Raw genomic sequence first — 14934 nt, 5'->3', positions numbered from 1 at the left:
CAGTCCTCCTCACTATAATAGTTCCAGAAACGCCTCAATACGCGTTGCCAGCTAGCCGCTGTCATTCTGGGAATAATCTGTTTCAATCGCCAGATACGGCACATGCTTTTCCTTTGCAAGCTGCCGGATCGTATAAGCTTCCACCGTGTACGGCGTGCAGGCCTGCAGATCAATCTCCACGATCCCGTCGATCTGGTATTCCCGGATCAGCCGTTCGATCAGCCCGATCCGTTTTGTGTTCGGAGTCATCACCGAACAGCCGATTTCTAAATACCGGGCAGCGATGGCCTCCACAATATCTTCCGCTTCCGTATCTACCATCTGAAATGCCGCCTTGATGCCGCTGCAATTTTCAAAGCAGACCACTCATAGGCGGCGGAGTCTGCTTCTGAAGTTCCATCAGCTTCAGAAGCTCCCGGCGTTCTTCATTTCTCACACGTGCAGCTTCCCGCAGCGCTTCTTCCGTAATGGTGATCCCGAAGTTTTCCTCCAGATATGCAAGAAAGCGGTGCAGTTCTTTTGTCCAGGCTGTCAGCGGATCTCCGTCATGGCCCTGTGGAAGATGAAGCACGTAAGTCGGGCGCTTCTCATTTAACAACTCATACATCTTCTTTTTTCCATCGCAGGTCGTCTCTCCTACGATCAGGTCTGAAAAATAGGTGTACGGGCATTTATCAGACAACGCGAACCCGTAACTGGACTTGATCAGCGGACATAAGTTTTTCGGAAGCCTTGTTTCCGCAACCGGAATGGTTTCCGCTCTCTTTTAATTCTTTTACCCGCAGAAATCCGGCTCGTCTGGCCTCCCCAAACTCCTGAAACTGCTCTGGAAGATGATACCCCATACCTTTTTACCCCTGTTTTCTCATTTATTCTCAATAAAATGTAACATAAATTTCCCGGAATGAGAAATTGTATCTATCAATATATTGGTATTACTTATTTAAATTTTAAATAAATCAGACAAAAAAATAGCGAAAGTCCCGCGCCGCCATCCATGCAGACGCAGGAGCTTTCGCCCTTGTCCGTTACGATATTCGGTTATTACAGTACCGCTTTGCTTCTGCCTGCATTCCTTAACAGGCGGAATACTCCCGACGCCTCCAGTGTCTTCCCAATGGTGTAAAACAGCATGGAATTGACTGGCCACATGATCAGGTTTTTAAATACCCGCATTGGAAGAAGTGCCATAAATGCTTTTCCATACAACATGCTGAGCCACAGCGTTCCAAGCAGCATATTGCAGATGATCGATACCGTCAGCTCCGCAGCAAGCACACGCACGAACCGGATCGGATGCTTATACAGAAAACATCCGTAAAGCACGCCGCCCACCATGGCACTGAAGGTAAAGCCCGGGAAATACGCACCGGTTGGACGGATGATGTATTTCAAGATGTCGAGCGCTCCTCCGAACGCTGCGCCCACCACAGGGCCAAACAGATAATACACAAACTGGTTTGCGATCGTGGAGAATCCGATTTTTAAGTAATCCCCCAGAACCAGGGTGAAATAACCGAGCACCACGGAAATCGCAGCAAACATCGCCATAATGGTGACCGTGTTGACATACTTGAGTTCTTCCATGGAATCTTTGAATAATGCCGTAAACTTTTTCATAAAAAATTACCTCCTTTGCAGAATCCTGTTCCCGTTCACACAGACATGGCAGGAATGGAATACTCCATTCCAAAAACCTGTCCATAAACAGGAACGATTTCTCGACTACAAAGGAGATAACCGTATCTATCCTCTTCGCAGCGGGATGCGGGCTGCGTACCGCGGAAGACGTTCGAAAGCCGTTTCCTTCGTCCTGCCGGCAACTCCCTGTCCGGCTGGCACTTGACGCACACAGACCTACTCTGCTTTTCTTTGATTTTGATTGGATTGCATATCAGAGACGCCAGTGGCATGTCCTCTGATTTTGTGTGCTACTATAGCACAGTTTTGGATTCCTGTAAAGCAAATTTTTATTTAGAAAAAATCCCGCTGCCGGACACATGCATGAACGGCAGCGGGATTTTTTACGCCTGAAGCGCAGTAAATTTTTTCATTTTATAAATATAATATGGAATCAGCGGAATCAGCGCGGAAATCCATGCGGCCGGATCTGACAGGCAGGTGCTTACAAATCCGCCTCCCAGATGGAGCACCAGCATCACAACGCCGCCTCTGGCCATCAATTCAAAGACACCGCCCAGCATAGGCACAAGACCATATCCCATTCCCTGAAGTGCATTCCGGTACAGGAAAATACTTCCAAGGAACGGATAACACCAGGATACTGTTTGAAAGTACTGGTTTGCAGCATCGATCACCACAGTCTGTGAGCTGTCTACAAAGATCAGCGTCAGCTTTCCAGCCAGGAAATGGATGATCAGAAAGGAAACAAGCGCTGCGATCAGAATCATGATCTGGGTGTCTTTCACACCCTGGCGCACACGGTCCATCCGTCCTGCACCCCGGTTCTGTCCTACATAGGTCGCAATCGTTGCCCCAAACGCAATGAAGATGGTATTGACCATGTTCTGCAGCTTTCCTGCTGCCGCGTAACCAGCGATATAATCTGCACCAAAGACATTGATCGCGCTCTGCACAATGATGGTTCCGATCGCGGTAATGGAAAACTGCAGTCCCATTGGCACACCGATCGAGAGCAGTCTTTTGATCATTGGCAGATCGAACGCAAAATCCTCTTTTTGAAGTTTCAGAATATCAAACTTCAGGATGATGTAGATCAGGCACAGTAACGCGGAAATTCCCTGCGCAATGACCGTTGCGTAGGCACAGCCCTCTACACCCATGTGAAACTTCACGATAAAGAGGACATCCAGCACTGCGTTGATCACTGCAGAAATGATCAGAAAATACAGCGGAGATCGACCATCTCCCAACGCACGGAGCACCGCCGCAAACGCATTGTAGGCAGCGGTTACACAAAGTCCTGCGTAAATGATCCCCATGTAAGCAGCCGTCTGACCGATGATCTCATCCGGGGTATTCATCAGCCGCAGGATCGGTACATTTAAAAATACCAGACCTGCAGTCATGGCGACCACGAAAGCTGCACAGAGATACACAGACATTGCGACATAATGACGCATCTGTCTGTAATCCCTCGCACCAAAGGTCTGCGCCACCATGATGGCAAAACCACTGGTGATTCCCTGAAGCCACCCGGTCACCAGAAAGATCAGCGACGTGGTGCTGCCAATGGCTGCCAGGGCATGGACGCCGATATAGCGGCCGGCGATCACCGAATCCACCAGGTTATAAAACTGCTGGAAAATGTTTCCGAGATAAGTCGGAATCATGAATGCCAGAATCAGGCGAACGGGGTTTCCCCGCGTCATATCATTTGTCATGACAAATTACTCCTGCCTTTTCCAGTTATGACAATCCGATTACAATTGCGATGATCACTGCAATGGATGCGCATACAAACAAGAATGCCTGGAACTTGATCTGGAACTTCGCCCACTGTCCCCACTCCAATTTTGCTGCAGCCAGTGCACCGAGAAGGCATCCGCTGGTCGGAACAATGAAGTTGGTAAATGCATCACCCAGCTGGTAAGCAAGCACTGCAACCTGACGCTCAACTCCTACCAGATCAGCAAGCGGTGCCATAATCGGCATGGTCAGGGCTGCCTGTCCGGAACCGGATACAACGAAGAAGTTGAATACGGACTGGAATACGTACATCAGCCAGGCAGAGATAACTGGCGGGAAATTCTTCATGCCGTTGCTGATGGTATAAAGAATGGTATTCAGAACGGTTCCATCGGTTGCGCTGGTACCGCCCAGGATGATGATGATACCCTGTGCCATACCTACACACATGGCAGCGCCCAGAAGGTCAGCCGCACCACGGTCAAATGCACGCGGGATATCGTTTAAGTGCATATCATTTAAGTGGAAGATCAGTCCGATGATACCGGAAACAAGACCCATTACAAAGAACTGGGATGCGATCTCCGGAATGTAGTAGCCCTGGGTTACTACGCCCCAGATGGTCCATACCATGCAGGCTGCGATGGTTAAGAGCACCAGCTTATGGCCCAGCGTAAACGGCAGGTCTGCTTTACCATTCTTTGCGAAGTCCTCACGGTACTCTTCGTCAGACTCGTAAGCAACAGAAAGCTTCGGGTTCTTTTTGATCTTTGCTGCGTAACGAAGGGTAAACACACAGGTCAGACCGGTAAAGATGATCCATAACGGGATACGGAACCATGCACCGGACATAACCGGGATGCCTGCGATACCCTGTGCCACAGCCAGGCCGAACGGGTTCTGCCACGAGGTACCGAAACCAATCTGGGTTGCCACGTAGCTGCACATGATGCCGACTACTGCATCGTAACCCATCGCGATGAACATCGGCACCAGGATCATAACGAACGGGATGGCTTCCTCACCCATGCCGAACACGGCACCGCCCAGGGAAAACAGGACGATCAGGATCGGTACCAAAAGGATTTCCTTACCGTTTGTCATGCTGATGACCCGCATGATACCGCTCTCCACGGCACCGGTTCGTAACACGATACCAAAGGAACCGCCCACCACCAGGATAAAGGCGATGATTCCGACTGCAGTACCGTTTTTGTTACCGGTTGTAAGACCCTCAAATACATAGTTTAAAATACCCTGGCCACCGAAATCCTCCGTACCGAAAAGCGGGGCAACCTTCGTTACCTTGTTTCCGTTTTCATCCAGGACATACTCAAAGCTGTCCGGATCCAGAACGGTTCTGGTCTTTTCTTCGCCGTTCATGGTGTAGGTGATTTCTTTTGTTTCATATTTACCCAGTGGGATAAACATGGTCAGGATTGCTGCAAACAGAATTACACCAAAGATAATGATGTACGTATGCGGCATCTGAAACTTCTTTTTCTTTTCCATTTGTAGTTCCTCTTCATTCTCAAAAATAAATTGACGTGTCGCAACGAAAAATTATACCATACAGACCTATAAAAGTAAACTAATGATTCTGCGGCTCATGATCATATGCCTGGATCCGGTCCTGGATCTCGATCAGGCATTCCAGAAGGAGCGGATTAAACGTACCGCACTCCCCATTCATGATCATGCTCATGGCCTGCTCATGCGGGAACGCTTTCTTGTATACACGCGGACTCACCAGGGCATCGTAAACATCTACAATGGAAACCACCTGGGCTGCGATCGGGATTTCTTCTCCCTTTAAGCCGTCCGGATATCCCTTTCCATCGTAGCGCTCATGGTGCCACCTGCAGATCTGGTAAGCGATCTTTACGATCGGCTCGTTCTGGTAGGCAGTCAGATGTTTCAGCATCGAAGCACCGATCACGGTATGGGTCTTCATGATCTCAAACTCTGCCTTGGTCAGTCTGCCCGGTTTATTCAGAATTTGTTCATCGATCCCGATCTTCCCGATATCATGAAGGGCAGATGCGGTTGCAATCAGTTCCCGGTCTGGTCTGGAAAGATGGTACTGGTTTGTCTTTTGCGTCAGCCGCTCCAGCAAAAGGTCTGTCAGACGATTGATATGGAACACATGGCGACCGCTCTCTCCATTTCGGAATTCCATGATCTGGCTTAAAATCCCGACCATGATCCGGTTGTTCTTTTCTTTTTCGTAGATCTGGCTTGTCACCAGTTTGATCAGGCGGTGCTGCTTCGCATACAGCTTAATGGTATTGAATACGCGCTGAAATACCACCTTGGCATCAAATGGACGGCTGATATAATCAGAAACGCCAAGCTCGTAGGCCTTGCGGATGTATGGCTCTGAATTTTCACTGGAGATCATAATGACAGGGACCTCCTCGATCCAGTGGTTTCTGGTCATGTATTCCAGCACCTCAAAGCCATTCATGACCGGCATGACAATATCTAACAGGACCAGGGCGATTCCGGTTCCGTACTGCTCTAACTGGGCAATGCACTCTTTTCCGTTTTCTGCCTCCAGAATGCGGAAATCTGAGTGAAGCATTTCAGAAAGGATCTCGCGGTTCAGCCCGGAATCATCTACAATGAGGATCTGCTGCTTGATATTCTCCTGATCCTCAGTATTGTCCCCTGAATGCTGTACCTCCTGCTTTGTTCCTTCCGTCACAACCGTATTTTTCCGGTTTTTAGCCTGATACATAAGCTTATCGGCACAGATCGCAGCATCCTCCACCGTTTTGCTCCCATCACTCAGTACTCCGCCAATGCTCACAGAAAGGCGCAGGTTCGTATAGCCTGGCACATCGGCATCGCAGACCTTTTCCTTGACCCTGCGCAGGCTTTCCTCAAACTGTGCCTGGCTGATATCCGGCATCAGAAGAAGGAATTCATCGCCTCCGTAACGGATGATGGAATCTTCATCCCGCACACAGTTCCGAAGCATCTGGACCAGGGTTCTCAGCACGGCATCGCCTGCGTCATGTCCCCAGGTATCGTTGTAGAGCTTAAAGTCATCCAGGTCGATCATGGCTACGCCGCCCTTCTGGGCTGAGGTTTTGATCTTATCCTCGTAGTAACGCCGGTTGTAGGCACCGGTCAGGGCATCAATGTAAAGCTCATCGTGATAGCTTGTCAGCTTGATGAGAAGCTTTTCCCTGCCCTCAGCATCGATCAGGCAGGTGCCGTCCATCGCACGCACCAGCTCCATGATATAAGGAGTCCCGTCTACCTCCACATAACGGGCAGTTACCTCAAAGAGATCATTTCCTCTGTACTCCAGCTTCGTCCTCTGAATCCCATCCTGATAAACCTTCCTGGAAATGCAGTTTTCACAGGGCTGGCTTTTCTTCCAGTAATCATAACAGTAGCAATGGTTCAACCCACCCGTCTGGTCTTCTTTTGTTTTTTTCGCTCCAGTCAGACGAAGATCAGCAGCATCCAGAAGGCGCACGGCTGTAAACACCTGCCGGTAGAGTTCCATCTGCTCCTCTGCCTGCTGTCTCGTCAGTTTATCGTATGAATTCATATATGGGTTAAGCCTCCGCTTCCAGCTCCCGAATTGCTTCTGTTAACTGCTCGTAACGCTCGGTCAGTTCCGGAAATAACCGGTCACCGCCGTTGATGTCTCTTCCTCTCAGGTCTTCTGTCAGAGCTGCGCTGGTCTCGTAGAGACGGTCAAATCCAAGATTTAAGCAAACGCCCTTTAAGGTATGTGCTGCACGGAATGCACGCTCTGCGTCACGCGCCTCCAGGGCTTCTTTTAAATCTGCATAGCTCGGATCCTTTAAAAACTTCAAGGCAAAGCGCTTTACCAGCGCCTCGTTGCCGAATCTGCTCAGCACACTGTCGTAATTAGATCCAATTTTTTCATAACATTCTTTCGTTGTCATTTGTTTTTCCCCTAATTCTTTCATTTCTGTTTTCTATCCATCGTAATGGTTTTGCCGCTGCTGTTTACGCAAAGCACAAGCAGTAACGAATATATGCTTAGTCTAGCATAAATTTCTTTGTATTTCTACCCATAAAGCTCAACATAGCCACAAAAAGACCGCGTACCAAACAGTACGCGGTCTTTCAGTATAGGATATCCTACGATTTTGTTTTTCATTATTTCTGCGCAATTGCTGCCTGAGCTGCTGCCAGTCTTGCGATCGGAACACGGAACGGTGAGCAGGATACATAATCCAGACCGATCTTATTGCAGAACTCTACAGAAGACGGGTCTCCGCCATGCTCGCCGCAGATACCGATGTGCAGATCCGGGTTGGAAGCCTTGCCAAGCTTGATAGCCATCTCCATCAGCTTGCCTACGCCAGTCTGATCCAGTTTTGCGAATGGATCGTTCTCGTAGATCTTCGCATCGTAGTAAGCACCTAAGAACTTACCAGCATCGTCACGGGAGAAGCCGAAGGTCATCTGGGTCAGGTCGTTGGTACCGAAGCAGAAGAAGTCAGCCTCTTTTGCGATCTCGTCTGCAGTCAGGGCTGCTCTCGGGATCTCGATCATGGTACCTACATGGTAGGTCAGGTCAGAACCAGCTGCTGCGATCTCTGCATCTGCAGTCTCAACAACGGTCTTCTTGCAGTATTTTAACTCTTTTACATCGCCGATAAGCGGAATCATGATCTCCGGAACGATGGTCCAGTCCGGATGAGCTTTCTTTACATTGATTGCTGCACGGATAACAGCTTTGGTCTGCATAACAGCGATCTCCGGATAGGTAACAGCCAGACGGCATCCACGATGACCCATCATCGGGTTGAACTCATGCAGGGACTCGCAGATTGCTTTGATCTCTGCAACGGTCTTGCCTTTTGCCTTAGCCAGTTTCTCGATGTCCTCTTCCTCAGTCGGAACGAACTCATGTAACGGCGGATCCAGGAAACGGATGGTTACAGGGTTGCCCTCCATAGCCTCGTAGAGCTGTTCGAAATCGCCCTGCTGCAACGGAAGGATCTTCTCCAGAGCCTCTTCTCTCTCTTCTACGGTATCGGAGCAGATCATCTCACGGAATGCATCGATACGGTCACCCTCGAAGAACATATGCTCGGTACGGCAAAGACCAATGCCCTCTGCGCCAAGCTCACGAGCCTTCTTCGCATCGTGCGGGGTATCTGCGTTGGTGCGTACTGCCATGGTTCTGTACTCATCAGCCCATGCCATGATACGTCCGAACTCACCTGCGATGGTTGCCTCTACAGTCGGGATTGCTCCGTCATATACACAGCCGGTGGAGCCGTCGAAGGAGATCACATCGCCCTCGTGGTACTCTTTGCCAGCCAGAGTGAATTTCTTGTTTGCCTCGTCCATAATGATGTCGCCGCAGCCGGATACACAGCAGGCACCCATACCACGTGCAACTACTGCTGCGTGAGAGGTCATACCACCACGAACAGTCAGGATACCCTGGGAAGCCTTCATACCGGTAATGTCTTCCGGAGAGGTCTCAAGACGAACCAGAACAACTTTCTCGCCTCTCTCAGCCCACTCTACAGCATCGTCTGCAGTGAAGACGATCTTACCACATGCAGCACCAGGAGCTGCACCTAAAGCCTTAGCGATCGGGGTAGCAGCCTTTAATGCCTTCTGGTCGAAGGTCGGATGCAATAAGGAATCCAGGTTACGCGGATCGATCATTGCAACGGCTTCTTCCGGAGTTCTCATACCCTCGTCTACTAAGTCACAAGCGATCTTTAATGCAGCCTGAGCGGTTCTCTTACCATTACGGGTCTGCAGCATGTACAGTTTGCCGTGCTCAACGGTGAACTCCATATCCTGCATATCTCTGTAGTGATCTTCTAGAGTCTTACATACTTTCTCGAAATCTGCGTATGCCTGCGGGAACTTCTCTGCCATCTCCTGGATGTGCATCGGAGTGCGGACACCAGCTACTACGTCCTCGCCCTGTGCGTTGGTTAAGAACTCACCGAACAGACCCTTTGCGCCGGTTGCCGGGTCACGGGTAAATGCAACACCGGTACCACAGTCATCACCCATGTTACCAAATGCCATGGACTGTACGTTTACAGCAGTACCCCAGGAATACGGGATATCGTTGTCACGACGGTAAACGTTTGCACGTGGGTTGTCCCAGGAACGGAATACAGCTTTGATTGCGCCCATTAACTGCTCCTTCGGATCATCCGGGAAGTCTGCGCCAATCTTGTCTTTGTACTCAGCCTTGAACTGGTTAGCCAGCTCTTTTAAGTCGTCAGCGTCTAACTCAACGTCAAGCTTAACGCCTTTCTTTTCTTTCATCTCATCGATGAGAGCCTCAAAATATTTCTTACCGACTTCCATTACAACGTCGGAATACATCTGAATGAATCTTCTGTAGCAGTCCCAAGCCCAACGCGGATTGCCAGACTTCTCAGCGATTACGTTAACAACCTGCTCGTTTAAGCCCAGGTTTAAGATGGTGTCCATCATACCAGGCATGGAAGCACGTGCGCCGGAACGTACGGAAACCAGAAGCGGGTTCTCGAGATCTCCGAATTTCTTTCCGGTAATCTCTTCCATTTTCTCAATGTACTCGTTGATCTGCCCCTGGATCTCTTCGTTGATCTCGCGGCCATCCTCGTAGTACTGTGTGCAGGCCTCAGTTGTAATTGTAAAGCCCTGCGGAACCGGAAGACCGATATTGGTCATCTCAGCCAGGTTTGCGCCTTTACCACCGAGAAGATTTCTCATGGTAGCGTCACCTTCTGTAAATAAGTACACCCACTTTTTAGCCATTGGTTTTTTCCTCCTCAACTTGTGTAGACGATGCTGCCTACGGTTTTCAACTCCGTCGGTATAGTTTTTGCACAAAAAAATCACCATCGACGGTCTGGTATAAGTATACCATATTTTTTGCGATAGTAAAGGTTTTTCTTGGTGTTTTTTGTATAAATTTTAGCAAAAACTCGTAAAATTTTGTTTCGTTCCCGTCATTTTCACATATACGATGTGAGTTCGTATATACGAATGTGTATTTTGCATATTTTGACGAATTTTGTACCCAAACGAATCTGACACTGCGCTTTGCAGTCAGGCAGGCTCTTTTTATTGCATGTCATTTTATTGCGAAAAAAACAGGGGTACCGTGCATCACGATATCCCTGTCAAAATAATCTCGACCGGAGTCCCGGCATATACCGGTCCGCTGCCTGCCGGAACATCCACCAGGCAGTTACATCCGATCCCGCCGGTCAGCTGGCCATTTTGCTGTTTTTTCGAAAGTGCGACCGCAGTTCCATCGTAATATCCCCGCAGCAGTCTTCTTCCTCTGCTTTCCTTTAAAAAATCCGATGAGGCGGTTGTGTGGATCCGGATATAATCATACCCATCCGCTCCCAGAAGACCTGCCGTAAGCGGTCTGATCAACAGTTCAAATACAGAAAAAGCCGAGTACGGATTCCCGGATAAGGAAAGCACCGGAGTCTTTCCAAGTACGGAGCACATCGTCGGCATTCCGGGTTTCACTGCAATTCCACGAAACAGGATCCGTGCCCCCAGTGCATCCATCACATGGGGGAGCTGGTCTTTCTGTCCGACCGATACCCCTCCTGTCGTAATGACAAAATCGGCTTTGTCTGCGGCTTCCTGCACTGCCCTGGCAATGGACTCTCGGTCATCTCCGGTCATTTTGCAATACACGACATCGCAGCCCTCCTGCATCAGTCTCACCCGCAGATACGCCTGATTGGAATTGTAGATCTGCCCCGGCTGCAAAACGCTTCCGGTCTCGCACAGTTCTTCCCCTGTCGTAACAAGCGCCGCCCGCAGTCTCCGCCGTACACTGAGTTCTTTTTTCCCGGAAGCGACCGCAGCGGCAACGGTGTAAGCATCCACCGTTTCGCCTGCTTTTGCCAGAACTTCCCCTGCTTGAAAATCTTCCCCTGCCTGACAGCAGTTTTGCTGCAAAACTGCAGCTGTATAAATCTGAACGGTTTCTTCCCCGTAATCGGTATCTTCCTGCCGAATCACGCAGTCTGCGCCTTCCGGGATCATGGCACCAGTCATAATGCGCACACACTCCCCTGGCTGAATGTTTCTTCCCGGTCGGTCTCCGGCACAGGTTTTATAGACAACCTGCAGGATAGCCGGATACTCCCGGTCTGCTTTCCGGACATCTTCCTGCCGCAACGCATAGCCATCCATAGCCGAGCGCGCAAACGGAGGCTGCATCATCCCGGATACCAGGTTTTCTGCCAGGACACTGCCGGCGCACTCTGTGACCGGACGCCGCATGGCTTCTACGGCATATTCCTGCTGAAAGATAAGTTTTTGTGCTTCCTCTAGTGTGATACGAACCATGTTTCTCTCTATGCTCCTATATTTGTTTTTTTAACGTTTCCAGTTCATCTGCCAGTTTTTCCGCTGAAATCAGAGGCTCTTGCGGATAATTACAGACGTATTTCGGATAACTGCTGTTTTTCAGTCCTTCGATCAGAATGATATCTGCCTCCGGAAATGCCGCAAATAGATCCTTCTCCGTAATCCCCTGACATTCTTTCGTGACCAGAAAACGGTTTTTGGAAAATACCGCAGTCCCATAAGCCCCCGCTTTCTGATGACGGTAGCTGTCCGTTCCCGGTACGTCGCTCTCAAAATCATGACCGTCATGCTTGATGACCGCTACTTTGTAGCCACGCTTCGTCAGTTCCGGCACAAGACGCGTGATCATAGTCGTCTTTCCTGTATTTTTATAGCCGCTGACCGCAAATACGAAAGGACTCTTCTTTTGGAGAGAAATTACCATTTGAGGGTTCGGCGCCGCAGCATTCTGCATTGCAGAACCTGTCAATCCCCGGTAAGCCTCTTTCGTATTCACATTTTCCATCGCGTGACTCTCCGTCTCCAGTTCCATGATCCGGTATCCGGCGCGCTTAAGCAGATGCATCATGCGGTAATCACCTGCCTGAATCTGTTCTGTCATGCAGGGCAATATTCTTTTGGGATAAATTCCAAAAAGCGGGTGAATGCGTCCGCTCTGTGCCGTCACAAGAATGGAGGATGGTTCTTTCCGGTAGCACTCCAGGATTTTTCCTACCAGTCCGGCATCGATCATGGGCATATCGCAGGCTATCACGAGAAGCGCCTCTTCTTTGCAGTCCCAAAGTCCGCTTGCAATTCCCCCGATCGGTCCGATTTCCTTCCACCGGTCCTCTACCATGGGCAGACCGGCTTCCTTGTACGGTTCTTTTTGATCTACAGACAAATAAACCGCAGGCAGACAGTCACAGGCTTTTACAATTCTCTGGCAGAACGTTTCACCGCCGTAGCGGAGAAACAGTTTTTTCTGTCCCTCCATACGCGTGTTTTTTCCTCCTGCGAGAATGTAGCCGGCGACTGCGCCTACGGTTTTTAATTGGTTATCGTTCATATTAGAAACGGAACTTGTCCTCGAAATACTGTTTTAACTCAGCGATCGGCACACGAACCTGCTCCATGGTATCGCGGTCGCGGACGGTCACTGCGTGGTCCTCCTCAGACTCAAAGTCATAGGTAATGCAGAACGGAGTACCAATCTCGTCCTGTCTTCTATATCTCTTACCGATGTTTCCTCTGTCATCGAACTCACAGTTGTAGTACTTTGCAAGCTCTGCGTATACCTTTTCTGCGCCCTCGTTTAACTTCTTGGACAGCGGAAGGATACCGATCTTAACCGGTGCGATGGCCGGATGGAAATGAAGGACGGTACGGACATCGCCCTCACCGATCTCCTCTTCGTCGTATGCTGCGCACAGGAATGCCAGGGTAACACGGTCTGCACCCAGGGACGGCTCAATGACGTACGGGATGTATTTCTCCTTTGCCTCGTCATCGAAGTAGGTCATATCCTCACCGGAAGTGTTCTGATGCTGGGTTAAATCGTAGTCAGTTCTGTCTGCGATACCCCACAGCTCGCCCCAGCCGAATGGGAACTTGAACTCGATATCGGTGGTACCCTTACTGTAGAAGCAAAGCTCCTCCGGAGAATGGTCGCGCAGACGGATCTCGTCTTCCTTTAAGCCAAGTGCCAGCAGCCAGTCGCGGCAGAAGCCTCTCCAGTACTGGAACCACTCCAGATCTGTGCCCGGTTTGCAGAAAAACTCCAGCTCCATCTGCTCGAACTCACGGGTACGGAAGGTGAAGTTGCCCGGGGTAATCTCGTTACGGAAGGATTTACCGATCTGTCCGATACCAAACGGAACTTTCTTTCTGGAAGTACGCTGTACGTTCTTGAAGTTTACGAAAATACCCTGAGCGGTCTCCGGTCTTAAGTAAACGGTGTTCTTTGCATCCTCGGTTACACCCTGGAAGGTCTTGAACATCAGGTTAAACTGACGGATATCGGTAAAATCATGCTTACCGCAGCTTGGGCAGCAGATGTTATTATCATCGATGTATTTTTTCATTTCTTCCTGGGACCATGCGTCTACGCTGCCCTCAATGGTAATGCCGTTCTCAGCCATGTAATCTTCGATCAGCTTGTCGGCGCGGAAACGCTCCTTACATGCCTTACAGTCCATCAGCGGATCAGAGAAGCCACCAAGATGTCCGGAAGCAACCCAGGTCTGGGAGTTCATGAGGATTGCACAGTCAACGCCTACGTTGTACGGGCTTTCCTGAATGAATTTCTGCCACCATGCTTTCTTTACATTGTTTTTCAGCTCAACACCAAGGTTGCCGTAATCCCAGGTGTTTGCGAGACCGCCATAGATCTCGGAACCCGGATAAACAAATCCTCTGGTCTTTGCCAGTGCTACGATTTTCTCCATTGTTTTTTCCATCGTCAGATAACCTCTCTTTTTTACTTGAATATAATACAGCCGGTTCCCTCTGGGGTCACTGCTGAATGATCACTTGTTATTTCCACGCCTTCGGTCACATAAAGGATCTTTCCTTCCGTGTAAACAGAAGCACTGCCTTCGGTCAGGACCATATGGCTGCCTTTTTTCGCCCCGGCCTTTGAAAGTTCCATGCTCTTTCCGGAAGCTGTTTTGTAGGTCAGATCCGGCAATTTCGATGCATCCGTATCCAACACCTGCAGCGATGTTACAGAATGCGTATCGTCGCCATTTTCCTCGGAAAATTTCACAAAATCATCCGGGGAAGCATAGGAAAATACCAGCGTACCGGTCGTCCCTTCCAGGCTGCTTTTTTCCAGCGCCACCGGGAGTTTTTCTTTCCCTTCTGTATGTTCTGCCTCGGCAGCCGCTCCCTGTTCTTCATTATAAGAACAAATCTGCTCTTTTGCAAATTCAGCTAAGCCCTCGGCGCTGTACCGGTCGTTTTCCTTTTGTGATGTGTAGACCATGGCGCTCTGCACACTTAAGTCATCCGCCACATAAATGCTGTTCTCAGAAGCGTCCCAGGCTTTTTTCTTCGCCCCTGTTTCCGAACAGCCTGCAGTCCAGACTGCACAAAGCAGCACGGCTGCAGTCAAAACTGCTGTCTTCTTTTTCATAAATCTCCTCTTTGCCCTTTTTGCGGGTTCTTTAGGATTATACCTGTTCATAAACGGTTTTTCAACACTTT

The 14934-nt window shown here is 49.6% G+C and carries 10 protein-coding genes, 1 pseudogene and 1 riboswitch; all 11 genes and pseudogenes read right to left on the bottom strand.

Annotation, left to right across the window (positions count from 1 at the left end):
- Window positions 1-51: 51 nt before the first annotated feature.
- A pseudogene (locus tag DWZ40_RS13315) lies at window positions 52-845 on the bottom strand (2-hydroxyacyl-CoA dehydratase family protein).
- 199 nt (window positions 846-1044) lie between these two features.
- Window positions 1045-1620, bottom strand: a complete 576-nt coding sequence (locus tag DWZ40_RS13310) for a folate family ECF transporter S component (protein WP_118543498.1) — start codon at window positions 1618-1620, stop codon at window positions 1045-1047.
- A gap of 136 nt (window positions 1621-1756) precedes the next feature.
- A riboswitch (THF riboswitch) is annotated at window positions 1757-1867 on the bottom strand.
- Between the two features lie 157 nt (window positions 1868-2024).
- On the bottom strand, window positions 2025-3365 hold the full coding sequence (locus DWZ40_RS13305) for an MATE family efflux transporter (RefSeq protein ID WP_118543497.1): 1341 nt from the start codon (window positions 3363-3365) through the stop codon (window positions 2025-2027).
- Between the two features lie 25 nt (window positions 3366-3390).
- A complete protein-coding gene (yfcC, locus tag DWZ40_RS13300) occupies window positions 3391-4902 on the bottom strand; it encodes a putative basic amino acid antiporter YfcC (RefSeq protein WP_118543496.1) in 1512 nt (503 codons plus the stop codon).
- A gap of 79 nt (window positions 4903-4981) precedes the next feature.
- The gene (locus DWZ40_RS13295; protein ID WP_118543495.1) at window positions 4982-6955 is read right to left on the bottom strand and encodes a diguanylate cyclase; all 1974 of its coding nucleotides are present in this window, start codon (window positions 6953-6955) and stop codon (window positions 4982-4984) included.
- Between the two features lie 7 nt (window positions 6956-6962).
- Complete coding sequence (locus DWZ40_RS13290; protein WP_243035339.1) at window positions 6963-7343, bottom strand: Hpt domain-containing protein; 381 nt, start codon at window positions 7341-7343, stop codon at window positions 6963-6965.
- A gap of 193 nt (window positions 7344-7536) precedes the next feature.
- Complete coding sequence (gene ppdK, locus DWZ40_RS13285; RefSeq protein ID WP_118543493.1) at window positions 7537-10164, bottom strand: pyruvate, phosphate dikinase; 2628 nt, start codon at window positions 10162-10164, stop codon at window positions 7537-7539.
- A gap of 354 nt (window positions 10165-10518) precedes the next feature.
- Entirely contained in the window at window positions 10519-11727 is a 1209-nt protein-coding gene (glp, locus tag DWZ40_RS13280; RefSeq protein WP_118543492.1) for a gephyrin-like molybdotransferase Glp, read from the bottom strand.
- A gap of 16 nt (window positions 11728-11743) precedes the next feature.
- A complete protein-coding gene (gene mobB / locus DWZ40_RS13275; RefSeq protein WP_118543491.1) occupies window positions 11744-12796 on the bottom strand; it encodes a molybdopterin-guanine dinucleotide biosynthesis protein B in 1053 nt (350 codons plus the stop codon).
- Between the two features lies 1 nt (window position 12797).
- Window positions 12798-14186, bottom strand: a complete 1389-nt coding sequence (locus tag DWZ40_RS13270) for a glycine--tRNA ligase (protein WP_118543490.1) — start codon at window positions 14184-14186, stop codon at window positions 12798-12800.
- A 20-nt stretch (window positions 14187-14206) separates the two neighbouring features.
- A complete protein-coding gene (locus DWZ40_RS13265) occupies window positions 14207-14863 on the bottom strand; it encodes a hypothetical protein (protein WP_118543489.1) in 657 nt (218 codons plus the stop codon).
- Window positions 14864-14934: the final 71 nt, after the last annotated feature.

The organism is Clostridium sp. AF32-12BH, assembly GCF_003477935.1.
GTDB lineage: Bacteria > Bacillota > Clostridia > Lachnospirales > Lachnospiraceae > Brotaphodocola.
This window is presented reverse-complemented; position numbering and strand designations above follow the sequence as displayed.

What these genes read in the sequence shown, in the direction of transcription:
- DWZ40_RS13310 (WP_118543498.1), bottom strand. Translation starts at nt 1,620, where the DNA reads ATGAAAAAGTTTACGGCATTATTCAAAGATTCCATGGAAGAACTCAAG.
- DWZ40_RS13305 (WP_118543497.1), bottom strand. Translation starts at nt 3,365, where the DNA reads ATGACAAATGATATGACGCGGGGAAACCCCGTTCGCCTGATTCTGGCA.
- yfcC (WP_118543496.1), bottom strand. Translation starts at nt 4,902, where the DNA reads ATGGAAAAGAAAAAGAAGTTTCAGATGCCGCATACGTACATCATTATC.
- DWZ40_RS13295 (WP_118543495.1), bottom strand. Translation starts at nt 6,955, where the DNA reads ATGAATTCATACGATAAACTGACGAGACAGCAGGCAGAGGAGCAGATG.
- DWZ40_RS13290 (WP_243035339.1), bottom strand. Translation starts at nt 7,343, where the DNA reads ATGAAAGAATTAGGGGAAAAACAAATGACAACGAAAGAATGTTATGAA.
- ppdK (WP_118543493.1), bottom strand. Translation starts at nt 10,164, where the DNA reads ATGGCTAAAAAGTGGGTGTACTTATTTACAGAAGGTGACGCTACCATG.
- glp (WP_118543492.1), bottom strand. Translation starts at nt 11,727, where the DNA reads ATGGTTCGTATCACACTAGAGGAAGCACAAAAACTTATCTTTCAGCAG.
- mobB (WP_118543491.1), bottom strand. Translation starts at nt 12,796, where the DNA reads ATGAACGATAACCAATTAAAAACCGTAGGCGCAGTCGCCGGCTACATT.
- DWZ40_RS13270 (WP_118543490.1), bottom strand. Translation starts at nt 14,186, where the DNA reads ATGGAAAAAACAATGGAGAAAATCGTAGCACTGGCAAAGACCAGAGGA.
- DWZ40_RS13265 (WP_118543489.1), bottom strand. Translation starts at nt 14,863, where the DNA reads ATGAAAAAGAAGACAGCAGTTTTGACTGCAGCCGTGCTGCTTTGTGCA.